The sequence below is a fragment of the Actinoallomurus liliacearum genome, assembly GCF_039542035.1.
Classification (GTDB): Bacteria; Actinomycetota; Actinomycetes; order Streptosporangiales; family Streptosporangiaceae; genus Actinoallomurus; species Actinoallomurus liliacearum.
Genome location: NZ_BAABHJ010000008.1, coordinates 466,724 through 492,929, shown reverse-complemented (window position 1 = coordinate 492,929; position 26,206 = coordinate 466,724). Strand labels below are relative to the sequence as shown.

Below are 26,206 nucleotides of genomic sequence, written 5' to 3'. Positions count from 1 at the left end.
GAGGGACTCAGTGCTCGGCGACCGCCTCGCGCTCGTACCGGTAGCCGCGCCCGCGCAGCGTGGTGATCTGCCCGTACGGTCCCAGCTTGCGGCGCAGCGTCGAGACGTGCACGTCGAGCGTCTTCGTCGGGCCGAACCAGTTCTCGTCCCAGACCTCGTCCATCAGCTGCTCCCGGGTCACGACCTCCCCGGCGCGCGTCACCAGCGCGGCCAGCAGGTCGAACTCCTTCGGCCGCAGCACCACCTCGGTGCCGTCGACGTGCACCCGCCGCGCGGGCAGGTCCAGCCGGAGCCGGCCGACGCCGATCACCCGGTCGCCCGGCTCGGCCGCGCGACGGCGCAGGTGGGCGCGGATCCGCGCGACCAGCTCGGTCAGCCGGAAGGGCTTGGTCAGGTAGTCGTCGGCGCCCGCGTCCAGCGCGACGACCACCTCGAACTCCTCGGTCCGCGCGGTCAGCACGACGACGACGGTCAGGGGGAGCTCCGCGCGGAGCCGCCGGCACAGCTCGACTCCCTCCATGTCCGGCAGGCCAAGATCCAGCAAGATAAGATCCGGTGGATGCGCGCGTACGTCTGTCAACGCCGCCGCTCCGGTCGTCGCCAGACCCGCTTCGTATCCACTGGCGGACAGTGCCTTCAACAATTCGGATCCGATGATGGCATCGTCCTCCACCACCAGGATGCGTTCCCGCGTCACACATCAGATCCTAAGGACCCTCCCAAGGCGGTCGTCGGGTGATGCAGGGAAGTGTCCGTTTCGCAGGTAAGTCGAGGGGTTCTGCAGCATGACAGACGTCAGCGTGATCGTGATCGTCTACAACGACGCCGATCGCCTGCCAGACGCGGTCCGCTCCGCGCTCGACCAGTCCCACCGCAGCGTCGAAGTGATCATCGTCAATGACGCGAGCACCGACGGCACCCGCGAGGTGGCCGATGCGCTCGCCGCGGAGAATCCCGGTCGCGTGCGGGCGATCCACCGTACGGAGAACTCCGGCGCCGGGGGACAGCCGCGCAACGACGGCATCGAGGCGGCGCGCAGCACGTACCTCATGTTCCTCGACAGCGACGACACCCTGGACCGGCACGCCTGCCGGAACCTCGTCGCGACGGCGGAGGAGACCGGGGCCGAGCTCGTGTCCGGCTGCTGCTGGCGGGTCTTCCCCGAGAGGAAGGAGGAGCACCCTTGGTTCCGGCGGCTGTACCGCGAACGGGCGGTGTACTCCTCGGTCCGCGAGTGCCCGGACCTGATGTACGACACGCTCTGCACCAACAAGCTCTACCGCCGGGACTTCCTCGACCGCGAGCAGCTTCGTTTCCCCTCCGGCCTGTTCTACGAGGACCTGCTGTTCTGCACCGAGATCTACCTCGCGGCACGGATGATCGCGGTGATCCCGCACCGGGTCTACAACTGGATGGTCTACGAGAACTCCGACCGCCCGTCCGTCACGAACCAGCGCGCCCGCCTGCGCAACTTCGCCGACCGGCTGGAGATCTTCCGTCGCATCGGTGAGGTGTACGACCGGTACGGCGCCGCCGACCTTAAGCTGAGCCGGGACGTCAAGTTCCTCAACTACGACCTGCCGCTCTACGTACGGACGCTGCGCAGCCGCGACCCGGAGTACCGCGCCAAGTTCCTCGAACTCGCCGGCGGCTACCTGAACGAGCTGGACCCGCGCGCCTTCGAGGAGGCGCAGCAGATCAAGGCGATCATCGGCTTCATGGTCGCCAACGGCGACTACGAGGGCGCGGTCGCGGCGATCGAGTACGTGCCGAAGAAGGGCGGCAAGGCGCGGCTCGCGACGGAGCTGGTCGAGCGCGACGGCCGGGTCTACTGGTCCTCCGACTACCTCGACGACGAGTGGGCCCGCTCCATCCTCGACGTCACCGACCTCGGCTTCCACTCGATGCCGCTGAAGAGCCTGACGCTCGCCGGACGGGTCACCGAGATGACCCTGAAGGGGGGCGAGCTCGACGTCGCGGGCGAGGTCGTCAACCCGCTGGGCCGCATCGACGCGGGCACCAAGCTCCGCGCGGAGCTGGAGTTCCGCGACCGGCGTCGGTCCCGGCGGGTCTTCGGCATCCCGGCCAAGGTCGAGCACACCGGTGGCCGCATCCGGTGGCGCGCCGCCACCGAGCCGATCCGGCACCTGCGGCCGCTCGGGTTCGTCGACCAGACCTGGAGCCTGCGGCTGCGGCTGCACGTCGGCGACGACCAGCTCGTCATCCGGCTGACCGCGGACGAGGCCGTGCACAACCACCTGGAGGTGCCGGTCCGCCCCCGGCTCACCCGGCTGGCCGGCGATCACCTGCAGGCGTACGTCCCGGAATCCGGGGAACTCGCCCTCCGGATCGTGGCCCGGCGCTGGGCCGCGCGGTGGACCATCGCCGTCATCGGCGCGCTCGCCAAGACGCCCTACGGCCGGCGCTGGATGCAGGCGCTCCTCCGGGCGGAGAAGAGCATGCGGGACTCCTTCCAGAGTTCCAAGACGAAGGCCAACCTCTACTCGAAGGTGTTCACCCGGCTGCCGATCCGGCGCCGGACCATCGTCTTCGAGAGCCACCTCGGCAAGCAGTACTCCGACAACCCGAAGTACATCTACGAGGAGCTGCGCCGGTCCGGCGCCAAGTTCACGGCGATCTGGTCGTACGCCGGCAGCCCGAGCGGCTTCCCCAAGGACGCCAAGCTCGTCCGCCGCAACTCGTGGGCGTACTACCGGGCGCTGGCACGGGCCCAGTACTGGGTCGACAACCAGGGCTTCCCGCGCGTCATCACCAAACGGCCGCAGACCACGTACATCCAGACGTGGCACGGATCGGCGTACAAGCTCATGGGTGCCGACTCCCCGGAGACCAAGCGCGCCACCCAGGGGCACCGGGCCCGCCACCAGCAGATGGTCGACCGGTTCGACTACTTCGTCATCCGCTCCGAGCACGACGCGCAGACCCTCGTGAAGGGCCTGGGCGTACGGGCCGAGCTGATCCGCAGCGGCTACCCGCGCAACGACGCCCTCGTGAACGGCGGATCGGGCGAGGCGCTGCGCAAGAAGCTCAAGCTCACCGACGACCGCAAGGTCGTGCTGTACGCGCCGACCTTCCGCAACGGCCCGAACGGCAAGCCGGAGAAGCGCTTCGAACTGCCCTTCGACGTCGAGCGCTTCGCGAAGGAACTCGGCGAGACGCACGTGCTGCTGGTCCGTCCGCACTACCTCAGCACGGTCGTCCTGCCGCCCAGCCTGCGCGGCACCGTCCGCAGCGTGGCCGACGTCCACGACGTCACCTCGCTGCTCCAGATCACCGACGCGCTCATCACCGACTATTCGTCGGTGATGTTCGACTACGCGCTGCTCGATCGCCCGATGTTCTTCCTCACTCCCGACCTAGAAGACTACGTCCGCTCCCGCGGCTCGTACTTCGACCTCGCCGAGGAGGCGCCGGGTCCCGTGGTCCGCGACGAGGAGGAGCTGTTCGCGGCGCTCGCCGACCTCGACGGCGTCGGCACGCGCTACGCCAAGCAGCGGAAGCGCTTCGCGGAGAACTTCGGCGAGTACGACCGGGGCACCGCGGCGAAGCAGATCGTTGAGAGGTTCTTCAGGTGAGAGACGTCTTCATCGTCAGCAACAGCGTCGACGAGCTCGGCGGCCTGACGCGCTGGGTCCACCACATCGCGCACCTGTTCGCCGAGCGCGGCCACAACGTGCACCTGGTCGGGGTGACCCACGCCAAGGAGAGGTACGACTACGCCGACGACTTCCCCGTCACCGTGCTGCACGACACCCATCCCCCGGCGCGGTCGAAGAGCCGGCTCGGCGAGCTCCGCCGCCGCTCCGTGCAGCGCAAGGGCGCCGAGAAGCTCAGCGCGCTGTTCCGCACGGCCCGCCCCGGCGGCATCGTCATCGCCGCCCAGGTGTGGGCGATGGAGTGGGTCTGCCTCGCGGACACCGCGGGGATGCCGGTGATCGGGATGAGCCACGAGTCGTACGCCGCCACGCAGGAGTCCTCGCGATTCCCGCGGGTGCAGCGCTATTTCTCCCAGGCCGACCGGCTGCTCGTGCTCACCACCGAGGACGCCGACGCGTGGGCGAGGAAGGGCATGTCGAACATCGACGTCATGCCGAACCCCCTGCACGTCACGCCCACGGCCTTCCCGGACCTGACCGTCCCCGTCGTCGTGGCGCTCGGCCGGCTCTCGTACGAGAAGGGCCACGACATGCTGCTGGAGTCGTGGGCGCGGGTCGCGGACAAGAACCCGTCCTGGCAGCTGCGGGTCTACGGGGCCGGGCCGATGGACGAGACCTTGCGCCGCCAGGCCGGCGAACTCGGCATCACCGTCGACCTGGCCGGCATGACCAACGACGTCCAGGGCGCGCTCACGAACGCGTCGATCTACGCCCTGCCGTCGCGCAGCGAGGGCTTCCCCATGGGCATCCTCGAGGCGATGGCATATGGCCTGCCCATCGTCGCCTTCGACAGCGCGCCCGGCATCCGTGAGCTGATCACCCACGAGGTCGACGGCATCCTCGTCACGCCGGGAAACGTCATCGAGTTCGCCGAGGCGATCGAACGCCTCATGAACGACCCGGGGCTCCGTACCAAACTGGGGGAGGCGGGCCGTCGGTCGGTGCAGCGGTTCTCCGCCCAGGTGGTCGTCGACCGCTGGGAGCGCATGTTCGAGCTGGTCTACCGCTGACGGAGCGGCCGCACCCGCCGCAGTGGCCGGGGCAGGGAACGCGCCGACACCCCGGCCGCTAAGGTCCCCTCGCCCCGACGGTCCTGGTCGGGATCGTCGGGACGCCGGCTCTCGTGACCCTCTTCGCGGGCGGCCTCCGTCGCGCCGGGGGCGCGCCAACGGGCGCTGTCCGGCCGCTCGCTCTCCTCGTCGCGCCGGGCCCGTTCGGTGCCGGCGAGCCGCTCGCCGCGCCGGGTCGGCTCCGCACCCACGGGGCGCTCATCCTCCGCACTCGCGTCGCGGGTGGTCTCGGCCCTCGACCGCCCACTCCGCTCGCCGCGTCGGGTTCGCTCCCAGGTGCACGGGCGGGCCGGTGTCGTCCGGTCCTCCACGGCCTGGATGGCCAGGCTCATCAGGCTGATGAGCAGGGACCCCGCGGTGTCGGTGTCCAGCCGCACGGTCACCCAGTCGTCGCCCGGCCGGACGACGATCTGCCCGGACTCGGCCAGCACCTGGTCCAACCGGTCGGTGAACGACCGGGTGAGCCGTAGATCGGCCTCATCCCCGGTGTGCAGATGAAGAATCTGGGTGCCGCGGAACGCGAATCCGCGGCCGGTGCCGCATGACGGACGACCCGTGGCCAGCCCCGGCCAGGTCGTCAATTGTGCGGCTACTCGTTCGGCTGTGCTCCGGCTCTTCGGAGGGCCTGTCACGGCCCCAGGATCCCGTGTCGCCGCCTTTCTCATAAGGGCTCGCGCCTCAATCGTTATCAATCGATTTACCGTTCTCTTCCCCTTCCCGCCATCGCCACGACGCACACCGGTCGTCTCGACCGACGAGGCGGAGGTGCAGGCCCGGCGACGGATCTTCCCTGATGGTCGTACGGTGGACGGGTGATCTCTCACAGCGACGTGGCGGCGGCCGGTGCCCGTATCGGGTCACGGGTCCGCACGACTCCGGTGTTCGACGACGGGGAGCGGTGGCTGAAGCTGGAGCAGCTGCAGCACACCGGATCGTTCAAGGCCCGCGGGGCGTTCAACAGGATCCTCGCGGCCGTCGAGCAGGGCGGGCTGCCGGACGCGGGCGTGGTGGCCGCGTCGGGCGGCAACGCCGGGCTCGCCGTCGCGTACGCGGCACGTGAACTGGGCGTCCCCGCGGAGGTGTACGTCCCGGAGACCGCGCCCGCGGTCAAGGTGGCCGGGTTGAGAGCGCTCGGCGCCTCCGTCGTCCAGGTGGGCCGTGAGTACGCCGAGGCGTACGACGCCGCGACCAAGCGCGTGGCCGACACGGGCGCGTTGTTCTGCCACGCGTACGACCAGCCGGAGATCTGCGCGGGGCAGGGCACCCTCGCCCTCGAACTCGAGGAGCAGACCGGCGGGGTCGACACCGTCCTGGTCGCGGTCGGCGGCGGCGGGCTGATGGCCGGCATCGCCGCGGCCCTGGAGGGCAGGTCCCGCGTCGTCGCCGTCGAGCCGTACGGCTGCCCGTCCCTGCACGCCGCCCTCGCGGCCGGCGAACCGGTCGACGTGGAGGTCTCCGGGGTGGCGGCCGACTCCCTCGGCGCCCGCCGGGTCGGCGACATCGCCTTCGACGTCGCCCGCCGGACCGGCGTGACGTCCCTCCTGGTGTCCGACGAGGACGTCGTGACCGCCCGACGAGAGCTGTGGCGGCGCTACCACCTCGTGGTGGAACACGGCACCGCCGCCGCGTACGCCGCCCTCCTCACCGGCGCCTACCGCCCCGCCCCCGGCGAGCGCCTCGCCCTCATCTGCTGCGGCGCCAACACCGACCCGTCGGACCTCACAGACCGTGGAACTCCCGGCAGCTGAGAGTGATTCTCGGTAGCGTGGCTCGTCGAGTGGTCATTCGAAAGCCGGTGGGGAAGCATGTCGGAAACGCCGAACAGGGACGTTCGTCAGCTGCCCGGAGCACGTCGTACTCGTCGCCGAGGTGGTCAGCCCGGCCTCGGCGGAGCGAGATCGACAGCGGAAGCCGCAGTTGTACGCGGAGGCGGGAATTCCGCACTTCTGGCGTGTGGAGGACACCGACGAGCGGGTGACGGTCTGCGTCTACGAGCTGGACGTGGCGACGAAGGCGTACGCGCTGACGGGGATTCACCACGATCGGCTGAAGCTGACCGTCCCGTTCGACATCGACATCGACCTCACAGAGGTCGATCGGCTCTGAGGGTGCTCAGAGCCAGTCGCGTTTGCGGAAGACGGTGTAGAGGGCGACTCCGGTGACGACGAGTACGGCGATGCTCGTCACGAAGCCCCACTGCTTGCCGAAGCCCGGGTACGGGACGTTCTCGCCGTAGAAGCCGGTGATGGCGGTGGGCACGGCGATGACGGCGGCCCAGCCGGTGAGCTTCTTCATCACCAGGTTCAGGTGGTTGCTCTGTAGGGCGATGCGCGTCTCCTGCAGGCTCGTCACCGTGTCACGCAGGCTGTCGGTCCACTCGGTGGCGCGCAGCACGTGGTCGTAGACGTCCTGGAAGTACGGGGCCATGGGCGCCGGGATGACGTCGAGGTCGCGGCGCAGCAGGCTGTTGACGACCTCCCGCATCGGCAGCACGACCCGGCGCAGCAGCGCGAGGCTCTTGCGCAGCCGGTAACTCCGCTGCTGGGTGTCACGAGGCATGTGGTCGGCGAACAGTTCCTCTTCCAGGCCGTCGATCTTGTCGTCGAGCGCCTGGACCGCCGCGAAGTGGCCGTCGACGACCAGGTCGAGCAGGCCGTGCAGGAGGAAGGCGACGCCGTACTTCGCCAGGTCCGGCGAGCCGTCCCAGCGCTTGATCAGCTCGTCGATGTCGAAGCCCTCGTCCGTGCGCACGGTGACCAGCGCCCGTTCGGTGATGAACGCCGAGATCTCGTGCTTGTCGAGCTCGGTGCCGTCGGCGGAGAGGTGGACGGAGTAGGCGTTGAGGAACAGGTGCCCGTCGTACCGGTCGAGCTTGGGCCGTTCATGGTGGCTGACGGCGTCCTCGACCGCGAGCGGCGACAGCCCCAGCTCCTCGCTGATGAGGTCGAGCCCTTCGGCGTCGGGCGCGCAGAGGTCGAGCCAGACGACGGTGTCGGACTCGGCCAGGTAGTCGCTGATCTGCTCGGCGGGGAAGTTCTCCTTCTCCAGCCGGCCGTCGCGCCAGACCCTCGTTCGAGGGCTCAGATCCATGAGAGCAACCACATGCGGGCGTGCCAGGAGTCGTACGTCATGACCTGTCCCGCCAGCACCGGGTAGAAGTAGTAGAAGTTGGCCAGCGCGACCAGGACGTACGCGCCGGCGATCGCGGAGCCGAACACCCGGCGGGCCGGGGGCGCGGTCGCCGGACCGACGAGCAGGCCGAGCGCCAGCACGATGGACAGCACCATGAACGGCAGCATCGGCGTGGCGTAGAACAGGAACATGGTGCGGTGGTTCAGGCCGTAGTAGAACCACGGCACCCAGCCGGCCAGGAATCCCAGGAGGGTGGCGCCCGCCCGCCAGTCGCGCTGTACCAGCCACCAGGCGGCCACGATGAGCATCGTGATGATGGAGACCCACCAGATCGCCGGGGTGCCGATGTCGAGGACCTCGCGCGAGCAGGTGGCGGCCCCGCAGCCGGAGGGCTGGGTGTAGAAGAAGGCGACCGGCCGTTTGAGGATCAGCCAGTTCCACGGCCAGGACTGGTAGTCGTGGTGGGCCGTGAGCGTGGTGTGGAAGTGCCACATCTGCTGGTGGTAGTCCCACAGCCGGGGCATCGCCTGGAGGAACGCGGTCACCGGGTTGGCGGCGACACGGCCGCGGCCCCAGCCGCCCGCGTTGAAGATCCAGCCGCTCCACCAGGCGACGTAGGTGATCAAGCTGAGGATCACGAGGGAGACGAAGGCGGGCACGGCCTCGAAGGCGAACGCGCCGGCGTACGGGCGGCGTACTCCCGCGGCCCGGCGGGCGCCCATCGACCACACGAGGGTCAGGAGCCCGAACGCCGCGATGTAGTACATGCCGGTCCACTTGGTCGCGGTCGCCGTGCCCAGGCAGAGGCCGGCCGGGATGAGCCACCAGTGCATGACGAACGGGCCGAGGCCGTCGTCGTCACCGCGTTCGGCGATCTTGCGGGCGAGTCTGGCGCGCGAGACGTCCCGGTCGATGACGATGAAGGCGAATCCGGCCAGGATCCAGAACATCACGAAGACGTCGAGGATGGCCGTCCGACTGGTGACCAGGTGCATGCCGTCCACCGCGAGCAGCAGGCCGGCCGCCGTGCCGAGCAGGTTGGACCGAGTCATCCGCCGGGCGACCCGCGCGAGGATCAGCACCGACAGGGTGCCGATCAGGGCGGCGGAGAAACGCCAGCCGAACGGCGTCATTCCGAAGATCGACTCACCGACGGCGATCAGCCACTTGCCGGCGGGAGGGTGCGCGATGAAACTTCCACCGTCCGCCCAGATGTGGAGGTCGGACGGGTGCTGGAGCAGGAGCTTGTCGGCGTCCTTGACGGTGTTGTGCTCGTAGCCGAACTTCAGCAGCGCGTACGCGTCTTTGGCGTAGTACGTCTCGTCGAAGATGACGGCCCTGGGCCTGCCGAGGTGCCAGAAACGCAGCACACCGGCGAACAGCGTCACCAGCAGGGGGCCGACCCACCCCATGAGTCTGCTGCCGGGCACGTCCGGTTTGAGCCACTGACGCAACGAAGGTGGTCTTCTTCCCTGCTCGGGTCGGGTCTCGGGTTCGATTCCTGTCATCGCCACCACTCCGACATCGTACGGGCGGAAGCCGAGGCGCTCGCGCACTTCACCGTCAGAAGGGTCCCGAGACGACGCATTCGACACCTGGAGAGCATCCGTGAGCGGCGCGCTGGGTGCCGCGAACCGCGCTCGCGGAGCGAGCGCCGTCCGGCGCGGCACGAGTGCCGTCCGGCACCCTCGAAGATGGAGGTGTGGAGAACTCAGGGACGCTGACGCTGGCCGCCGCACCGATCGGACGAGTGGAGGACGCGTCGGCGCGGTTGCGCACGGCGCTGGCCGAGGCGGACATCATCGCGGCGGAGGACACCCGGCGGCTGCGGAGGCTGGCCGCCGACCTGGGCGTGTCACCGGCCGCGCGGGTGGTCTCGTACTACGACGCGAACGAACGGGCCAGGGCGGCCGAGCTCCTCGACGAGCTGCGCGCGGGCCGGGACGTGCTGGTGATCACGGACGCGGGTCTCCCGGGCGTCTCCGACCCCGGGTACCGCCTGGTCACGGCGGCGGTCGAGGCGGAGGTGCCGGTCACCGTGCTGCCCGGTCCGTCCGCGGTGACGACGGCGCTCGTCATCTCCGGGCTGCCCAGTGACCGGTTCTGCTTCGAGGGGTTCCTGCCGCGCAAGGGCGGGGAGCGCGCCGCGCGACTGCGCGCCCTCGCCGACGAGCCGCGCACGATGGTGTTCTTCGAGGCGCCGCACCGGCTCGCGGTGACGCTGGAGGCGATGGCGGCGGCACTGGGGAGCGACCGCCGGGCCGCCGTCTGCCGCGAGCTGACCAAGACGTACGAGGAGGTGCGCCGCGGTCCGCTGAGCGAGCTGGCCGAGTGGGCGGCGGGCGGCGTTCGCGGGGAGATCACGCTGGTCGTCGCCGGGGCGCCGGAGGAGACCGGGCCGGTGAACGTGGCGGACCTCGCGGCGGAGGTGGAACGCCGGGTGGGGGAGGGCACGCCGCGAAAGCAGGCGATCGGGGATGTGGCGCGAGAGCACGGAATCCCGAAAAGAGAAGTTTATGACGCGGTCATTGCCTACAAAGCAGATCATTGACCCTTATTTGAACTTATTTTTGCGAGACTGCCCCCGCGCTAGGCGCCTCTTGGTGGGAAAGATGAGTTCGGTGCGTATTCCACGCGTGTACGCCGATTCCCCCGGGGGTGACGCTGATGCACGAATCCATGATCTCGAATGAGACGTGGACCTACGAATGCCTCGTCTGCCTGCTCGAATGGCACGAGGATTTCGAGGTCGGCCACTGCGCCGACGGGCACGGCGGTGAGGTCGTCTACTACAGCCGCAACGGCCACCGCTGCACCTCTCCGTGGACGGAGCTCTACTGCCCGTCCTGCGGGGCGTACGACGTCAAGATCCTCCCGCCGGGACGGCCGCGGAGCCAGGCCGTCCCGCCCCACCGTCACGCCGAGCTCGAGATGATCTTCAAGCTCCGCAGGCTTCACGCGTACTGATCGGCCATCGGGCGTGTCTCCGGCCGCACGCGGCCCGGGGGCACGCCCTACGCCGGCACGGCGTCGCCGGACGACGACGAGGTGCTCTCCGCGTCCGCCGCGCCGCCGCGACGCCGGAACATCCGGGCGAGCTTCCGCCGCGGCTCGTCCGAGAAGGTGATCGCCGCGGCGATGCAGGCCAGCGGCACGGTCGGCAGGACGTACCGGTAGTCGAACTCCGCCGTCGCCGGTGGCACGAGCAGCAGCCCGGTCGCGGTGATCCACGGCAGCAGCGCGGCCCCGCCCCACCGCCGCCAGAGCGGGATCAGCCCGGCCAGGCCGACGATGAGGATGCCGCCCAGCAGCGTGCCGGGCAGGTGCACGAACCGCTGGTAGGTCCGGATGATCGTGGCCCACGGGTCGACGATCTTCGTCCGGGCGTTGCCCTGCTCGTACGAGTGGGCCTCGGCCGCGGCCGTCTTGTCCTTGCTCATCCGCCAGGTCGGCAGCGCGGCGGACTTCTTGCTGAACTGGTACATCTCGTACGTCGCGCGGTCCGGGAAGACCGTGCGCTTCCACCGGAACGTGAACAGGAAGTCGTCTCCGACGACCCGCAGATAGTCGAGAGGCTGGGCGATGATCGCCCGCTTGGCGAAGTCGCTGGCGAGCTGGTTCTGATAATCGGTGAATCGCTGCGCCGGAATGCGATGGAAGGGGGAGTTGCGGTTCCAGATCGCGTCCTGGGAGAAGACCAGCGGCGTGTGCGAGGTCTTGTTGTTCTTGCACAGGGCGTACTCGGTCACGGGCGGTTTGATCTTGTTACAGTCCGCGAACGCCGACACCCGCGCGTACAGGAAGACGCCGCTGCTCATGGTCATTCCCGGCTTGCCGTAATACGACCAGAACCAGCCGGCGTAGGCGGCGAGGGGCAGCGCGCACACCGCAACGGTGGCGACGATCACGCGCCACTTGATCCGCCGCACGAGGAAGTAGACGACCACGGCGGCCAGGACCGGCGTGCCGACGGTACGGGTCAGCGTGGCGAGGCCCAGCAGGAGCCCCGCGAGGGCGCCGGTCTTCCAGGTGAGGTCACGGCCGTGCCACAGCAGCAGTGTGACGATCGACACGAGCAGGAAGCCGAACGTCGTGTCGGACAGGATCAGGTGCTCGAGCTGGATCTGGTAGCCGTCGTACAGCACCGGCACCGTCGCCAGGCTCGCCCCCCACCCCGGCAGCCGGAACCTCTTGCGCAGCACGGCGTAGATCATCACCGCGGAGGCCAGGCCCATCAGGTGCTGGATCGTCGCGACCAGCATGAAGCTGTGGAAGGGCTTCAAGATCCACAGCAGGAAGGAGTACCCGTCGGGCCGGATCGGGTGCGGATACGGCGCCATCGCGACGTGCAGGTAGTCGAACGAGTCGTTGAACCAGGCCGCGGGCCGGTAGCCCAGGGTGGCGATCAGTCGGAGCAGCGCACCGCCCGCCAGCACCACGGTGAAGATCTTGTGCCGCCCCATGAGCGCGCGCAGCCCGAAACCACTGACGGCCGGCGTCTTTTCCGTCACATTCTCGTCAACCGTCGTGACCTGCGGTTCCTCGTCGGAACGCGTATTGGTCACCACGGTGGACCCGCCCCGCTCTCCGGCGTTCGTCAAGTCCGGACCGACCTTCCTGGACCGCACAGCCCCTATCCTGATATCCCCAGCCTGCCGTTGCACCTGTGCTCCATGTGGAGTTAAAGGTTGCGACTTTGCAACACGCGGTCGCTCGTCGGCAGGCATCATGGATAACACGCGCCACTTGTCGGAACACGACGAGGTTAGTCGAAAAGCCCCCAAGCCAGTGCTGCGGGGTGATGGAGGACACGACGTGGAACTCTCCGTGGTGATGCCGTGCTTGAATGAGGCTGAGACCGTCGAGACCTGTGTTCGCAAGGCCCTCGGCTTCTTCGCCGAGCACGGTGTCGACGGCGAGGTCATCATCGCCGACAACGGCAGCACCGACGGCAGCCGGCAACTCGCCCGCGACGCCGGGGCCCGAGTCGTCCCCGTGGCCGCCAAGGGATACGGCAACGCCCTCATGGGCGGCATCCGCGCCGCCCGCGGCACGTACGTCGTCATGGGCGACGCCGACGACTCCTACGACTTCACCGCCCTGCTGCCGTTCCTGGAGCAGCTGCGGGACGGCGCCGACCTCGTCATGGGCAACCGGTTCAAGGGCGGCATCGCGCCCGGCGCCATGCCGCCGCTGCACAAGTACCTCGGCAACCCGGTGCTGAGCTTCGTCGGCCGGCTGTTCTTCGGCAGCAAGATCGGTGACTTCCACTGCGGGCTGCGGGCCTTCCGGCGGGACTCCATCCTGCGGCTGGAGCTGCAGACCGGCGGCATGGAGTTCGCCAGCGAGATGGTGGTCCGCTCCACCCTCGCGGGCTACGACATCCGCGAGGTCCCCACGACCCTGTCGCCCGACGGCCGGTCGCGCCCGCCGCACCTGAGCACGTGGCGCGACGGCTGGCGCCACCTGCGCTTCCTGTGCCTGTACAGCCCGCGTTGGCTGTTCCTGATCCCCGGCCTGCTCATGATGGCGATCGGGCTCATCGCGGGGATCGCCCTGGCCGCCGGCCCGATCCGCGTCGGCGACGTCGCGTTCGACGTCGACACCCTCGTCGGGGCCTCGGCGGCGCTGGTGATCGGCTTCCAGGCCGTGCTCTTCGCGTTGCTGACCAAGGTCTACGCCATGGAGGAGGGATTCCTCCCCCATGACAAACGGGTGCAGCGCATCATCGACAACTGGAGCCTGGAGCGCGGCCTCGTCGTCGGTGGCCTGCTCGCGCTCGCCGGTCTCGTCGGGCTGGTCGCCTCGCTGTCCCACTGGCAGGTGCACAGCTTCGGCCAGCTCGAGCCCCGCCACTCGCTGCGCCTCGTCGTGCCGTCCGCCACCGCGCTGATCATGAGCTTCCAGATGATCTTCGCGTCGCTGTTCGTGAGCATCCTCGCGATCCGCCGCCGCTCGCACCCGCCGGTGACCGACGCGGTGGACGAGGCCGCCGGCGTGGTCGACGCCGCGGCGGACAAGGTGCGCAGCGAGAGCGAGGCCGAGGAGGCCGCCACGAGCGCGCGCACCGACGCGGAGGCGGCCGACGACGCCGAGGACACCACCGCCGAGGTGACGTCCGCGGAGGCCGTGCCGGCCGAGGCCGGTGCGAGCGCCGAGGGCGCCGACAAGACCGTCTGACCCGATCCTCCACAAGGCCCCGGCGACCGCCGGGGCCTTTTTTCATGGGCTCCGGCGGCGTCGAGCACCGACGTGTAATCCGCCGGCGACCCGCGCCGCCGCGTACCGGTTGCTCGCCGCCCAGCCGGGCATCCGGGTGGGCGGCACCGTCCACGACCGGCTCGGGCGGGCCGGCGTCGCCCTGGCCAGGCGGCAGGAGAATCGGGGCCCGGACCGCGAACCGCACCCGGTCGAGATCCGCGTCATCATCGATCGGCAGTCCGCGAAGATCCTCGCCACGGAGACGTACGACATCGTCGGTGGCAAGGTCGACGCCGAACCGTCGGCGACCACTCTGCTGACGGCGTCCGGCTGGACCGACGGCCTCGGCGTGCCGGCCCGCGGCTGACGCGCGAGCGGGCGTGCGGCGCCGGGCGGGGGCCGGCGCCGCACCTCCGCGACCCGCATGCCGGAAAGGCGACATTGGAATGAGTCATCGGCGGGCGACCCGTAGGCTTAGCACATGTCCAGCCGCCACATCCTGACCGCGCCCGCCTGGCCGTACGCCAACGGGCCCCGCCACATCGGGCACGTCTCCGGCTTCGCGCTGCCCGCCGACATGTTCAGCCGCTACCAGCGGATGGCGGGCAACAAGGTCCTGATGGTGAGCGGCACCGACGAGCACGGCACCCCCATCCAGGTGCAGGCCGACAAGGAGGGCGTGTCGGCCCGCGAGCTGGCCGACCGCTACAACCGGGTGATCGCCCAGGACCTGCACGGCCTCGGCATGTCGTACGACCTGTTCACCCGGACGACGACGCGCAACCACTACGCCGTCGCCCAGGAGATCTTCAAGGGTCTGTACGACAACGGCTACGTCTTCGAGAAGAAGACGATGGGCGCGATCTCCCCGTCCACGGGGCGCACCCTGCCCGACCGCTACATCGAGGGCACCTGCCCGATCTGCGGGTACGACGGGGCTCGCGGCGACCAGTGCGACAACTGCGGCAACCAGCTCGACCCGATCGACCTGATCAACCCGCGGAGCCGCATCAACGGCGAGACGCCGAAGTTCGTCGAGACCGAGCACTTCTTCCTCGACCTGCCCGCGTTCTCCGAGACCCTCGGCTCGTGGCTGCAGGGCAAGGAGGGGCTCTGGCGGCCGAACGTCTACAAGTTCACCCGCAACCTCCTCGACGACATGCAGCCCCGGCCGATCAGCCGCGACCTCGACTGGGGCGTGCCCGTGCCGCTGCCCGGCTGGATCGACCGGCCGGACAAGCGGCTGTACGTCTGGTTCGACGCGGTCGTCGGCTACCTGTCGGCCTCGGTCGAGTGGGCCAGGCGCAGCGGTGACCCCGACGCCTGGCGGGCCTGGTGGCAGAACCCCGACGCCGAGACGTACTACTTCATGGGCAAGGACAACATCGTCTTCCACGCCGAGATCTGGCCGGCCATGCTGCTCGGCTACAACGGCGAAGGCGACAAGGGCGGCACGGCCGGCTCCCTCGGGAAGCTCAGCCTGCCCACCGAGGTGGTCTCCTCGGAGTTCCTGACCATGGAGGGCAAGAAGTTCTCCTCCTCGCGCCAGGTCGTCATCTACGTCCGTGACTTCCTCGAGCGGTACGACGTCGACGCGCTGCGCTACTACATCGCCGTCGCCGGCCCGGAGAACCAGGACACCGACTTCACGTGGTCGGAGTTCGTCCGCCGCAACAACGACGAGCTCGTCGCCACCTGGGGCAACCTGGTGAACCGCTCGATCTCCTTCGCGGCCAAGAACATCGGGGAGATCCCGGCGGCCGGTGAGCTGACCGACCTCGACCGGGACATCCTGCAGCGGTCGCGCAAGGCGTTCGACGCGGTCGGCGCCGAGCTGGCGCGCTCGCGGTTCAAGAACGCCGCGAACGAGGCGATGCGCACCGTCGCGGAGGCGAACAAGTACCTCTCCGAGCAGGCGCCCTGGAAGCTGAAGAACGACGACCCGGAGCGGATGAAGACGATCCTGCACGTCGCGCTGCAGCTCGTCGACGACGCCAAGTCGCTGCTCACCCCGTTCCTGCCGGGCTCGTCGGAGAAGGTCCACCGGATGCTCGGCGGCCAGGGCGAGTGGAGCGGCGCCCCGGAGATCCGCGAGGTCGCCGAGGAGGGCGGCCCCGACTACCCGGTCCTGACCGGGTCGTACGACACCGAGGCGCGCTGGGAGTCGCGGCCCATCGCGGCCGGCACGCCGCTGGCCCCGCCCACGCCGCTGTTCGCCAAGCTCGACTCCTCGGTCGTGGACGAGGAGCTGGCCCGGCTGGAGCAGTCCTGACACCGCGCTCGTACCCGGCCGCGACACCGGGCAGGGTGCTCAGATGAGCGAGGGGGCGGAGATGAACACGTCGGACGGGTTCCGCGGCGCGGCGTTCCCGCCGCTGCCCGAGCCCCTGCCGGTCGAGGTGTTCGACAGCCACTGTCACCTGGACATCCTCGAGGTGCCGATCACGGAGGTGCTCGCCGCCGCCCACTCGGTCGGCATCCGGCGGGCCGTGACCGTGGGCTACGACCTCGCCTCGTCGCAGCACGCCGCCGACGCCGCCGCGACGTACGACGATGTGTACGCCGCGGTGGCGATCCACCCGAACGACTCGGGTGACGCCACCGCCGACGTCCTCGCCGACATCGCCAAGCTCGCCGCGCTGCCGGACGTCCGCGCCGTCGGCGAGACCGGCCTGGACTACTACCGCGACTGGGCCGCGGTCGAGGCCCAGCAGCGGTCGTTCCGCGCCCACATCGACATCGCCAAGCGCACCGGCAAGGCCCTCGTCATCCATGACCGGGACGCCCACGACGACGTGCTGCGCATCCTGGAGGAGGAGGGCCCGCCGGACAAGGTCGTCTTCCACTGCTTCTCCGGCGACCGGGAGATGGCCAAGGTCTGCGCCGACCACGGCTACTACATGAGCTTCGCGGGCAACGTCACGTTCAAGAACGCCGGGGACCTGCGGGAGGCGGCGGCCGTGGCGCCGCTGGACCTGATCCTCGTCGAGACGGACGCGCCGTACCTCACGCCGGTGCCGCACCGGGGCAAGCCGAACGCCCCGTACCTCGTCCCGCTCACCGTCCGCGGCCTCGCCGAGACCAAGGGCGTCGACCTGGCCGAGCTGTGCGCCGCCATCGCCGCCAACGGCGAACGCGTCTTCGGCCCCTGGTAGCCCCAGCACGCGTGATCGCTGGTGTTCGCTGTCCGTAGAGGGCGGCGATCGCCGGTGATCACGGGATGGGGGCCGGGGCCCCTCCCGCGTACGGGACACTATTCGTGTGGGTGAACGACTTCTCGGGCCGGCGGATGTCCGCGCGCTGGCCGGTGGGCTGGGGTTGCGGCCGACCAAGACCCTCGGACAGAACTTCGTCATCGACGCGAACACCGTGCGGCGCATCGTCCGCGACGCCGACGTCGGACCGGAGGACGTCGTTCTGGAGGTCGGTCCCGGGCTGGGCTCGCTGACCCTCGCGCTGCTGCCGGTCGCCAGCCGTGTCGTGGCCGTCGAGGTCGATCCGGTCCTCGCGCAGCGGCTGCCCGAGACCGTCGCCGAGCGCGCTCCCGACCTCGCCGACCGGTTGAACGTCGTGCCCGCCGACGCCCTGCGGGTCACCGAGCTGCCGGGCCCGCCGCCGACCGCGCTGGTCGCCAACCTTCCGTACAACGTCGCGGTGCCCGTCGTCCTGCACCTGCTCGGGGCGTTCCCGTCCATCCGGCACGGGCTGGTCATGGTGCAGGCCGAGGTCGCCGACCGGCTCACTGCGGGCCCCGGCGGCAAGGTGTACGGCGTGCCGTCGGTGAAGATGGCCTGGTACGCCCGGGCCCGCCGCGCCGGGAACGTCGGCCGCGCGGTGTTCTGGCCCGCGCCGAACGTCGACTCCGGGCTCGTCGCCTTCACCCGCCGCGAACCACCGACGAGCGCGGTCCCCCGCAAGGAGGTGTTCGCCGTCATCGACGCGGCGTTCGCCCAGCGCCGCAAGACCCTTCGCGCGGCGCTGGCCGGCTGGGCCGGTTCGGCCGCGGCGGCGGAGGAGGCCCTGCGCGCCGCGGGAGTCGACCCCACGGCCCGCGGCGAGGCCCTCGACGTCACCGCCTTCACCCGTATCGCCGAGCACCGTCCCCCGTCGCCTACGATCGGTTGATCGTGACCACTGTGACCGTGCGCGTGCCCGCCAAGGTGAACCTCCAGCTGAGCGTCGGCCCCGTCCGCGACGACGGCTACCACGATCTCGTCAACGTCTTCCACGCCGTCTCGCTGTTCGACGAGGTGGCCGCCGCCCCGGCCGACGCGCTCAGCGTCACGGTCGAGGGCCCGGCGGGCGTGCCGACCGGCCCGGACAATCTCGCGGCCCGCGCCGCCGCCCTGCTGGCCGAGCACGTCGGCAGGCGCCCGGACGTCGCGCTGCACATCCGCAAGGACATCCCGGTCGCGGGCGGCATGGCCGGCGGCAGCGCCGACGCGGCGGCCGCCCTGCTGGCCTGCGACGTGCTGTGGGAGGCCCGGCTCGGCCGCGAGACGCTGCTGGAGCTCGCCGCCCGGCTGGGCAGCGACGTCCCGTTCGCCCTGCTCGGCGGCACCGCCGTCGGCCTGGGCCGGGGGGAGCGGCTGACCCCGGTCGAGGTCACGGGGGAGTTCCACTGGGTGTTCGGGTACGCCGACGGCGGCCTGTCCACGCCCGCGGTGTACGCCGAGTGCGACCGCCTGCGCGCCGCCGGGGAGCAGGACAGCGTGTGGCCCCAGGTGTCGGACGACCTGATGGCCGCGCTGAAGACCGGCGACGCCGAGGCGCTCGGCCGGGCCCTGCACAACGACCTGCAGCCGGCGGCGCTGAGCCTCCGCCCGTCCCTGCGCGACGCGCTCGCGGTCGGCCGTGCCGCGGGCGCCCTGGGCTCGCTGGTGTCCGGCTCCGGTCCGACCTGCGCCTTCCTCGCCGCCTCCCTCGACCACGCCGCCGAGCTCGCCGCCGCCCTGAACGACTCAGGCAGGTTCGCCGCCGTACGCCCCGTCTCCGGCCCCGTCCCCGGCGTCACCCTCGTCTGACTCGAATCCGGCTCGCCCGCCGAGGGACGGCCGACGGCGGCGGACGGGATCTCGCAGGGACCGAACCGCCTGTCCGGAGGCCGTCCAGGTCTCAGCACCGGTGGCTCCGCGGGCGCGAAGATCGTAGCCTGGCCGTTCCGTAGCGAGGAATCCTAGGGGGAGCGGCGATGCTGCCGGAGCGGGTCGGCCCGTACGAGGTGCTGAGGCTCCTGGGGCGAGGCGGCATGGGATCGGTCTATCTCGCCCTTGACGATGACGGACGCACGGTCGCGGTCAAGGTGATCCACCCGCACATCGCCGACGAGGCGAACGGCCTGCGACGCCTGGAACGCGAAGCCTCCGCGATGATGCGACTGGAGAGTCCGCACGTCGCCGAGTTCGTCGGAATGGATCTGCGGTCCCCGACCCCGTACATCGTCACGCGCTATGTGCAGGGCAAGTCGCTGCACGCGATCGTCACCGAGCGCGGGCCGCTGTCCGGCGACGCGCTGCGGGCGGTGTACACGGGCCTGGCCGAGGCCCTTGCCACGATCCACGAGGCCGACGTCGTCCACCGTGATCTGACGCCGCGCAACGTCATGATGGCCGACGGGGTCCCGGTGGTCATCGACCTCGGCATCGCGCAGACCCTCGACGCGACGCGGCTGACGCAGGGAGCCATCGGCACACCGGGATACATGGCCCCCGAGATGTTCGAGGGGCATCGGGCCGGGCCGGCCGCGGACGTCTTCGCGTGGGGTGCCACGGTGGTCTTCGCCGCCACCGGCCGATCCTGCTTCGGCGGGAGAACGACCGCCGAGACGATGCACAACGTGCTCACCCGTGAACCGGAACTCGATGGTGTGCCTGCGGAGGTCCGGCCGACCGTGACGGCGGCGCTGAGCAAGGATCCCCGGCGGCGTCCGCCGGCGAGCGCGATCGTCCAGCACACACGGTCAGGCCCGGTGGCGGCCCGGCCCGGACCGGCTCCCGAATCCGAGCACGATCGACGGTACGACGCTCATCGCGAGGACTTCCGGCAGGCGCTGGCGAACGGCGATTTCGTGCGGGCCATGACCGCGGCCTGGGAACTCCACCGGATCGCCGCCGAACAGGGCGATTCCGCCAAGGTGGCCTGGGCGCTGCGCTGCGTCGGCGAGGCGGCGGCGGCCCAGCAGGATCACCACACCGCCGCCCGGCATTACGAGGAGGGCCGTCGGCTGGCCGTCGCCACCGGCCGACGTGACATCGAGGCCGCCTGTATCTATGGCCTGGGCACCTGCGCGGCCGCCACCGGCGATCCCCGCCGCGCCGAATACTGCTTCGAGCAGGCGGCGGGCATCGCCCAGGAGACGGGCGACGGCGTCATCGAGGCCCTCGCCGCGTACGAGCTCGGCTTCGCGGCCGAGGGGCGTTCGGACTACGTGCGGGCCGAGTGGCTCTATCAGCGGGTTCGCTGGCTCGCACGCAACGAGGGAAACCGCGCGGATGAGGTACTCGCCCTGATCGGATTGGGGACATGTGCCGCCAGCCGTTCCGCCCACGCGCACGCCGAGAGCCTGCTGGAAGAGGCACTGCAGATCGCCGAGAGCATCGGCGATCAAGAACTGCAGGAGTGGGCCGTCGAGTGCCTCCTGCAGTTGACGAAGGGAAAGGGTTCCCCCCGCCGCCGGCGCTGACCAGGACGAACTCGCTCCCTTTCCCGGATCCACTGGCGATCGGTGCGGTTAGGGCGCATCAGACACCAGTGATCAGTGGGTGACAGCATCCGTGATCCGGTTCGGATTGCGTTTTCGTGGGGCCGACGGGTCGGCGGGAGCGACTAACCTTGGTGGCGTCGTGAATCTGATCAATGTTGAAGGCCTCGGTAAGGCGTACGGGCCGGTTCCCCTGCTCGACGATGTCTCCCTCGGCGTGTCCGCCGGTGACCGGATCGGCGTGGTCGGCCGGAACGGCGGGGGTAAGAGCACGCTGGTCGCGCTGCTCGCCGGGCGCATCGAGCCCGACAGCGGGCGGGTCACGCAGACGCGCGGGCTGCGGCTGGGCTTCCTGACGCAGCGTGACGCCTTTCCCGAGGGGGCGACCGTGCGTTCGGTCGTGTTCGGTGACCGGGCCGAGCACGAGTGGGCGGGGGACGCCCGGGCCCGCGAGATCCTGGCGGGACTGCTGCCCGGCGTCTCCCTGGACAGCCCCATCGAGGGCATGTCCGGCGGTGAGCGGCGGCGCGTCGCGCTCGCCCGGCTGCTCGTCCCCGAGACCGACCTGCTGGTGCTGGACGAGCCCACCAACCACCTGGACATCGAGGCGATCGCCTGGCTGGCCGGGCACCTGAAGGACCGGACGCTCATCGTCGTCACCCACGACCGGTGGTTCCTGGACGCGGTCACCGACCGCACCTGGGAGGTGTCCGACGGGCAGGTGCACCGCTACGAGGGCGGATATTCGGCGTACGTCCTCGCCAAGGCGGAGCGGGCCCGCATCGCCGCCTCCACCGAGGAGAAGCGGCAGAACCTCCTCCGCAAAGAGCTCGCCTGGCTGCGCCGGGGGCCACAGGCCCGCACGTCGAAGCCGAAGTTCCGGGTCGACGCCGCGAACGCCCTCATCGCCGACGAGCCGCCGGCCCGCGACACCGTGGAGCTGGTGCGGTTCGCGACGGCACGGCTCGGCAAGACGGTGTACGACGTCGAGGACGTCACCGTGCGCGTCGGCGACCGCGCGATCTTCCAGCACCTGACGTGGCAGCTCGGGCCCGGCGACCGAGTGGGCGTCGTCGGCGTCAACGGCAGCGGGAAGACCACGCTGTTGCGGCTGCTGGAGGGGACGGTCGCGCCGGCCGCGGGCCGGGTGGTTCGGGGCAAGACGGTGCAGCTCGCGCACCTGTCACAGGAGCTCGGCGAACTCGACCCGGCGCGGCGCGTCCTGGAGTCGGTCGAAGAGATCAAGCGTCGCATCAGCCTCGGCAAGCGGGAGTTCTCGGCGAGCCAGATGCTGGAGCGGTTCGGTTTCCGCGGCGACGCCCAGTGGACCCCGGTGGGCGACCTGTCCGGCGGCGAGCGCCGGCGCCTGCAGCTCCTGCGGCTGCTGATGGCCGAGCCGAACGTCCTCCTGCTCGACGAGCCGACCAACGACCTGGACATCGAGATACTGACCGAGCTGGAGGACCTGCTGGACGGCTGGCCCGGGTCCCTCGTCCTGGTCAGCCACGACCGGTACTTCCTGGAGCGGGTCAGCGACCACGTCGTCGCGCTGCTGGGCGACGGCCGGCTGTCAATGCTGCCCGGCGGGGTCGACGAGTACCTCGACCGGCGGAGCCGTTCGACGCCGGAACCCCAGCCCGTACGGGCCGCCGAGCCGAAGCCCGCCAAGAACTCCTGGCAGGCGAAGAAGGAGCTCGACCGGCTGGAACGGCGCATCGAGAAGCTCGGCGACCGCGAGGCGGAGCTGCACGAGCTGATGGCCGCGCACGCCACCGACCACGAGAAGCTGCTGCGGCTTGACGCGGAGCTGAAAACGGTGCGGGCCGAACGCGAGGAGATCGAGGAGCAGTGGCTCGTCCTCGCTGATGAGGCGTAGACCGCCCTACCAAGTAGTAATGAGGGGTGTTCTTCGCCGCTCGATCCCGCCATGATCGCATTCCATGGCGACATGGATGATGCGGTTGGACGACGTGGGTGACGGGCCGCGGCTGGCGGTCAAGGACGCGATCGACGTCAAGGGCACGCCGACGAGCGCGGGCAGCCCCGCCGTCGCCGACCGCGCCGAGCCGGCGGCGGCCGACGCCGCGGTCGTCGCGACCGCACGCTCTCAGGGCGCCCGGATCGTCGGTAAGACGAACCTGACCGAGCTGTGCCTCGGCGCGGACGGCGTGAACCCCTGGTTCGGCACCCCGGTGAACCCGCTGGACCCCTCCAGGGTCCCCGGCGGCTCGTCCAGCGGATCGGCCGTGGCGGTCGCCACCGGGGAGGCGGACGTGGCGCTCGGCACGGACACCGCCGGGTCGGTACGGATCCCGGCCGCCTGCTGCGGCATCGCGTCGCTGAAGACGACGTACGGCCGGGTGCCGCTCGACGGCGTTCATCCGCTGGCGCCCTCGGTCGACGTGGTCGGCCCGATGGCCAGGGACGTCGCCGGGGTGACGCTGGGAATGGGACTGATCGAGCCGGGCTTCACCCCCGCCCCGTACGACCCGGGGATGACGGTCGGCAGGTTGCGGATCCCGGGAGTGGCGGAGCCGGCGATCGACGCGGCCGTGGACGCCGCGCTGCGCCGCGCCTTCAGGATCGTCGACGAGACCTGCGCGCACTTCGTCGACGCAGTCCTGGCCAACGGGGCGTTCGTCGGCGAGGAGGCCTACCGGCACAACGGTCACCTTCTGGCCGACTCGAGCCGGCTCAGCGAGCGGATCTACCGGCGGGTCAACGGCCTGAAGGCCGACGCCAAGGGCAAGCGGGGCTGGGCCGAGGCGACCCAGCGCGCCATTCGCGCGGAGCTGGACACCCTGTTCAAGCGGCACCCGGTCCTCGCCCTGCCGGTCCTGCCGACGGTGGCGCCGCCCCCGCCGGCGGGCGACGACGACCTGCTGCTGTGCGTGCTCACCGCGCCGTTCAACCTCGCCGGGCTGCCGGTGTTCGCGCTGCCGGTGCCGCTGCCCGGATCCCATCTGCCGACCGCCGTGCAGCTCGTCGGGCCGGCGGGGAGCGAGGAGATGCTGTGCGGCGTCGCCGCCGCCCTGGCGGCCGCGCTGTCCTGAGCCGGTCGCGGGCGGTCGGGGCTGTCGGATCCGTGGCGGGACGGGCAAGATGAGTCCGTGACCTTGGCGATGGCGAGCGGGCGAGGCGGATCGTGACGACGTGGCTCTTGCGGATGGAGGCACCCGGAGACGGCCCGCGGCTCGCCGTCAAGGACGCCATCGACGTCGCCGGAGTGCCGACGACGGCGGCCTGCCCCGTCATCGGGGACCGGGCGGCGCCGGCCGACGCGGACGCCCCGTGCGTCGCCGCAGCCCGCGCGCAGGGCGCTCGGATCGTCGGCAAGACGAACCTCACCGAGCTGTGCCGGGCCGCCGACGGCATCAACCCGTGGACGGGCGTCCCGGTGAACCCGGTCGATCCGGAACGGGTGCCGGGCGGCTCCTCCAGCGGCTCGGCGGTGGCCGTGGCGACCGGCGAGGCCGATGTCGCGCTCGGCACCGACACGGGCGGGTCGGTGCGCATCCCCGCGGCCTGCTGCGGAGTCGCCGGCTTGAAGACCACCCACGGCCGGGTGTCGCTCGCGGGCGTCTTCCCGTTCGCGCCGTCACTGGACACCGTGGGACCGCTCGGCCGTGACGTGGCGGCGGTCGCGCTGGGCATGCGGCTGATCGAGCCCGGATTCACGCCGGAGCCGTACGAGCCCGGAGCCACCGTGGGACGGTTGCGCCCCGAGGGCGTGGCGGTGGACCCGGCGGTGGACGCCGCCGTCGACGCCGCGCTGCGCGCGGCCGGTCTGACGTTCGTCGACGAACCCGTCGACGTCTGGCAGGAGGCCCTGTCCGCCGGCAACACGCTGATCCGGGGGGAGGGCCACCGCGAGCACCGCGGCCTGCTCGCCTACCCGGACCGGATGAGCGCCCGCATCCGCCGGCGCATCGAACGCGGCGCCCTCGTCACCGACGGGCTGTTCGACGAGGCGTACGCCACCCAGGGGGCGACGCGCGACCTGTTCGACAAGCTCCTCGCGCACTATCCGGTGCTCGCGCTGCCCACGATCTCCCAGCCGCCGCCCCGGATCGGCGCCGAGCGCGAGGTCGACCTGACCGAGCTCACCCTGCCGTTCAACCTCTCCGGCCATCCGGCGCTGGCGCTGCCCGTGCCGGTGGCCGGCACGAGCCTGCCCGCCTCGCTGCAACTCGTCGGGCCGGCCGGAGGTGAGGAGCGGCTGCTGGCCATCGGCGCGGCGGTCGAGGCCGCCCTGCGCTGATGGCCGTTCTCACCTTCGGGCACGGCACCGCGTCGGCGGACCGGATCGCCGAGCTCCTCGGCGCGGCCGGTGTCGAGCTGCTGGTGGACGTGCGTACGGCGCCCGGCAGCCGCCGCAACCCCCACGTCGCGCGGCACGAGCTGGAGCGCTGGCTGCCCGAGCGTGGGATCGGCTACCGATGGGACAAGCGTCTCGGCGGCTTCCGGCGGCCGCCCGCCGACTCGCCCGACGTCTTCTGGCGCGAGGAGATGTTCCGCGGCTACGCCGCCCACATGCGCACCGAGGAGTTCGGGACGGCGGTCGACGCGCTGTTGGCGGAGGACCGCCGGCAGGCCGTGATGTGCAGCGAGAGCGTGTGGTGGCGTTGCCACCGCCGGTTGATCGCCGACTACCTCGTCCTGGTCCGGCAGGTGCCGGTCGTCCACCTCATGCACGACGGGCGTCTCACGCCGCACACGCCCGCGCCGGGGGCCCGCGTCCGCGACGACGGGCTCCTCGTGTACGACGGCGGCCAGGAGCCGCTGATCTGACCTCGGGCGGGAAGCAAACCCTGGCGACGGCCTGACGGCCCGACGGCGGTCAGGCGGCCGGGTCGGTGTCGAAGGGGATCAGCAGGGAACGCAGGAGGTTCGCGAGCGTGCGGCGGTCGCCGGGGCTGAGGGCACCGAGCAGGTCGCGTTCCCGGTCGACGAGGTCGGCGAACGCGGCGTCCACCCGGGTGCGGCCCGCGTCGGTCAGCCGGACGAGGACGCCGCGCTTGTCGTGGGGGTCGGGGCTGCGGCGGACGAGACCGGCGGACTCCAGGCGGTCGATCCGGTTGGTCATCGTCCCGGAGGTCACGAGGGTGGCGTGGAGCAGCCGACCGGGGCTCAGCTCGTACGGCGGGCCCGCGCGCCGCAGCGCGGTCAGCACGTCGAACTCCCACGACTCCATCCCGTGGGCGGCGAACACCGCCCGCCGGGCACGGTCGAGGTGCCGGGCGAGGCGGGAGACCCGGCTGAGGACGTGCAGGGGCTCCACGTCGAGGTCCGGACGCTCCGCGTGCCATGCCTCGACCAGCCGGTCTACCTCGTCCTCCACAATCGATCACCTTACCTGTCTTGACATCGAGATATCGACGCCGGGAGCATCTGTCTCGACATCAAGAGATATGGGGTTCCGGTTG

22 protein-coding genes and 1 pseudogene are annotated in these 26,206 nt (G+C 70.8%); 17 read left to right on the top strand and 6 right to left on the bottom strand.

Annotated features, from left to right (window positions below):
• Positions 1 to 7: 7 nt before the first annotated feature.
• Positions 8 to 697, bottom strand: a complete 690-nt coding sequence (locus ABD978_RS17010) for a response regulator transcription factor (protein WP_345354659.1) — start codon at positions 695 to 697, stop codon at positions 8 to 10.
• An 88-nt stretch (positions 698 to 785) separates the two neighbouring features.
• On the opposite strand from ABD978_RS17010, the gene ABD978_RS17005 reads away from it, so the two are divergent.
• A complete protein-coding gene (locus tag ABD978_RS17005; protein ID WP_345354657.1) occupies positions 786 to 3,596 on the top strand; it encodes a bifunctional glycosyltransferase/CDP-glycerol:glycerophosphate glycerophosphotransferase in 2,811 nt (936 codons plus the stop codon).
• Positions 3,593 to 4,687 (top strand): glycosyltransferase, encoded by a 1,095-nt coding sequence (locus ABD978_RS17000; RefSeq protein ID WP_345354655.1) that lies wholly within the window; start codon positions 3,593 to 3,595, stop codon positions 4,685 to 4,687. The genes ABD978_RS17005 and ABD978_RS17000 overlap by 4 nt, the downstream gene beginning before the upstream one ends.
• On the opposite strand, the gene ABD978_RS16995 is transcribed toward ABD978_RS17000, so the two are convergent.
• The gene (locus ABD978_RS16995) at positions 4,678 to 5,328 is read right to left on the bottom strand and encodes a luciferase domain-containing protein (protein ID WP_486303913.1); all 651 of its coding nucleotides are present in this window, start codon (positions 5,326 to 5,328) and stop codon (positions 4,678 to 4,680) included. The two genes, ABD978_RS17000 and ABD978_RS16995, sit on opposite strands and share 10 nt — an antisense overlap.
• 231 nt (positions 5,329 to 5,559) lie before the next feature.
• On the opposite strand from ABD978_RS16995, the gene ABD978_RS16990 reads away from it, so the two are divergent.
• Together ABD978_RS16990 and ABD978_RS16985 are read left to right on the top strand one after the other, a co-directional pair.
• Positions 5,560 to 6,495, top strand: a complete 936-nt coding sequence (locus tag ABD978_RS16990) for a threonine/serine dehydratase (RefSeq protein WP_345354651.1) — start codon at positions 5,560 to 5,562, stop codon at positions 6,493 to 6,495.
• Positions 6,496 to 6,589: 94 nt separating this feature from the next.
• Positions 6,590 to 6,853: pseudogene (locus ABD978_RS16985) on the top strand (Uma2 family endonuclease); the annotation flags it as partial.
• Between the two features lie 6 nt (positions 6,854 to 6,859).
• Here the strand turns inward: ABD978_RS16985 and ABD978_RS16980 are convergent.
• Both ABD978_RS16980 and ABD978_RS16975 read right to left on the bottom strand, forming a co-directional pair.
• Positions 6,860 to 7,837: a magnesium transporter CorA family protein gene (locus ABD978_RS16980; protein ID WP_345354649.1), complete on the bottom strand. Its 978-nt coding sequence runs from the start codon at positions 7,835 to 7,837 to the stop codon at positions 6,860 to 6,862.
• The gene (locus tag ABD978_RS16975; RefSeq protein WP_345354647.1) at positions 7,828 to 9,387 is read right to left on the bottom strand and encodes a dolichyl-phosphate-mannose--protein mannosyltransferase; all 1,560 of its coding nucleotides are present in this window, start codon (positions 9,385 to 9,387) and stop codon (positions 7,828 to 7,830) included. The genes ABD978_RS16980 and ABD978_RS16975 overlap by 10 nt, the downstream gene beginning before the upstream one ends.
• A gap of 194 nt (positions 9,388 to 9,581) precedes the next feature.
• Between ABD978_RS16975 and rsmI the strand changes: the two genes are divergently transcribed.
• A complete protein-coding gene (rsmI, locus tag ABD978_RS16970; protein ID WP_345354645.1) occupies positions 9,582 to 10,430 on the top strand; it encodes a 16S rRNA (cytidine(1402)-2'-O)-methyltransferase in 849 nt (282 codons plus the stop codon).
• Positions 10,431 to 10,546: 116 nt separating this feature from the next.
• The gene (locus ABD978_RS16965) at positions 10,547 to 10,846 is read left to right on the top strand and encodes a hypothetical protein (RefSeq protein ID WP_345354643.1); all 300 of its coding nucleotides are present in this window, start codon (positions 10,547 to 10,549) and stop codon (positions 10,844 to 10,846) included.
• 47 nt (positions 10,847 to 10,893) lie between these two features.
• Here ABD978_RS16965 and ABD978_RS16960 read toward each other — a convergent pair whose 3' ends face one another.
• On the bottom strand, positions 10,894 to 12,390 hold the full coding sequence (locus ABD978_RS16960; RefSeq protein ID WP_345354641.1) for a hypothetical protein: 1,497 nt from the start codon (positions 12,388 to 12,390) through the stop codon (positions 10,894 to 10,896).
• Positions 12,391 to 12,694: 304 nt separating this feature from the next.
• On the opposite strand from ABD978_RS16960, the gene ABD978_RS16955 reads away from it, so the two are divergent.
• From ABD978_RS16955 to ABD978_RS16905, 11 genes are all read left to right on the top strand, one after another.
• Positions 12,695 to 14,059, top strand: coding sequence for a glycosyltransferase family 2 protein (locus ABD978_RS16955; RefSeq protein WP_345354639.1), 1,365 nt, complete (start codon positions 12,695 to 12,697; stop codon positions 14,057 to 14,059).
• A gap of 109 nt (positions 14,060 to 14,168) precedes the next feature.
• The gene (locus ABD978_RS16950) at positions 14,169 to 14,447 is read left to right on the top strand and encodes a hypothetical protein (RefSeq protein WP_345354637.1); all 279 of its coding nucleotides are present in this window, start codon (positions 14,169 to 14,171) and stop codon (positions 14,445 to 14,447) included.
• A gap of 114 nt (positions 14,448 to 14,561) precedes the next feature.
• Complete coding sequence (gene metG / locus ABD978_RS16945) at positions 14,562 to 16,352, top strand: methionine--tRNA ligase (protein ID WP_345354635.1); 1,791 nt, start codon at positions 14,562 to 14,564, stop codon at positions 16,350 to 16,352.
• Between the two features lie 43 nt (positions 16,353 to 16,395).
• Positions 16,396 to 17,235 carry a TatD family hydrolase gene (locus ABD978_RS16940; RefSeq protein WP_345354632.1) on the top strand — a complete coding sequence of 280 codons (840 nt, stop codon included), beginning with the start codon at positions 16,396 to 16,398 and terminating at the stop codon, positions 17,233 to 17,235.
• 106 nt (positions 17,236 to 17,341) lie between these two features.
• A complete protein-coding gene (gene rsmA / locus ABD978_RS16935; RefSeq protein ID WP_345354630.1) occupies positions 17,342 to 18,205 on the top strand; it encodes a 16S rRNA (adenine(1518)-N(6)/adenine(1519)-N(6))-dimethyltransferase RsmA in 864 nt (287 codons plus the stop codon).
• Between the two features lie 11 nt (positions 18,206 to 18,216).
• Positions 18,217 to 19,104, top strand: a complete 888-nt coding sequence (locus ABD978_RS16930) for a 4-(cytidine 5'-diphospho)-2-C-methyl-D-erythritol kinase (RefSeq protein WP_345355926.1) — start codon at positions 18,217 to 18,219, stop codon at positions 19,102 to 19,104.
• Between the two features lie 167 nt (positions 19,105 to 19,271).
• Complete coding sequence (locus ABD978_RS16925) at positions 19,272 to 20,762, top strand: serine/threonine-protein kinase (protein ID WP_345354628.1); 1,491 nt, start codon at positions 19,272 to 19,274, stop codon at positions 20,760 to 20,762.
• Between the two features lie 160 nt (positions 20,763 to 20,922).
• On the top strand, positions 20,923 to 22,656 hold the full coding sequence (locus ABD978_RS16920) for an ABC-F family ATP-binding cassette domain-containing protein (protein WP_345354626.1): 1,734 nt from the start codon (positions 20,923 to 20,925) through the stop codon (positions 22,654 to 22,656).
• Between the two features lie 64 nt (positions 22,657 to 22,720).
• Entirely contained in the window at positions 22,721 to 23,833 is a 1,113-nt protein-coding gene (locus ABD978_RS16915) for an amidase (RefSeq protein ID WP_345354624.1), read from the top strand.
• 92 nt (positions 23,834 to 23,925) lie between these two features.
• Positions 23,926 to 25,041, top strand: coding sequence for an amidase (locus ABD978_RS16910; protein WP_345354622.1), 1,116 nt, complete (start codon positions 23,926 to 23,928; stop codon positions 25,039 to 25,041).
• Positions 25,041 to 25,571, top strand: a complete 531-nt coding sequence (locus ABD978_RS16905) for a DUF488 domain-containing protein (protein ID WP_345354620.1) — start codon at positions 25,041 to 25,043, stop codon at positions 25,569 to 25,571. The genes ABD978_RS16910 and ABD978_RS16905 overlap by 1 nt, the downstream gene beginning before the upstream one ends.
• Before the next feature lie 49 nt (positions 25,572 to 25,620).
• Here ABD978_RS16905 and ABD978_RS16900 read toward each other — a convergent pair whose 3' ends face one another.
• Complete coding sequence (locus ABD978_RS16900) at positions 25,621 to 26,121, bottom strand: MarR family winged helix-turn-helix transcriptional regulator (protein WP_345354618.1); 501 nt, start codon at positions 26,119 to 26,121, stop codon at positions 25,621 to 25,623.
• Positions 26,122 to 26,206 lie beyond the last annotated feature (85 nt).

What these genes read in the sequence shown, in the direction of transcription:
- ABD978_RS17005 (WP_345354657.1), top strand. Translation starts at nt 786, where the DNA reads ATGACAGACGTCAGCGTGATCGTGATCGTCTACAACGACGCCGATCGC.
- ABD978_RS16905 (WP_345354620.1), top strand. Translation starts at nt 25,041, where the DNA reads ATGGCCGTTCTCACCTTCGGGCACGGCACCGCGTCGGCGGACCGGATC.
- ABD978_RS16980 (WP_345354649.1), bottom strand. Translation starts at nt 7,837, where the DNA reads ATGGATCTGAGCCCTCGAACGAGGGTCTGGCGCGACGGCCGGCTGGAG.
- ABD978_RS16915 (WP_345354624.1), top strand. Translation starts at nt 22,721, where the DNA reads ATGGCGACATGGATGATGCGGTTGGACGACGTGGGTGACGGGCCGCGG.
- ABD978_RS16940 (WP_345354632.1), top strand. Translation starts at nt 16,396, where the DNA reads ATGAGCGAGGGGGCGGAGATGAACACGTCGGACGGGTTCCGCGGCGCG.
- ABD978_RS16975 (WP_345354647.1), bottom strand. Translation starts at nt 9,387, where the DNA reads ATGACAGGAATCGAACCCGAGACCCGACCCGAGCAGGGAAGAAGACCA.
- metG (WP_345354635.1), top strand. Translation starts at nt 14,562, where the DNA reads ATGTCCAGCCGCCACATCCTGACCGCGCCCGCCTGGCCGTACGCCAAC.
- ABD978_RS16925 (WP_345354628.1), top strand. Translation starts at nt 19,272, where the DNA reads ATGCTGCCGGAGCGGGTCGGCCCGTACGAGGTGCTGAGGCTCCTGGGG.
- ABD978_RS16965 (WP_345354643.1), top strand. Translation starts at nt 10,547, where the DNA reads ATGCACGAATCCATGATCTCGAATGAGACGTGGACCTACGAATGCCTC.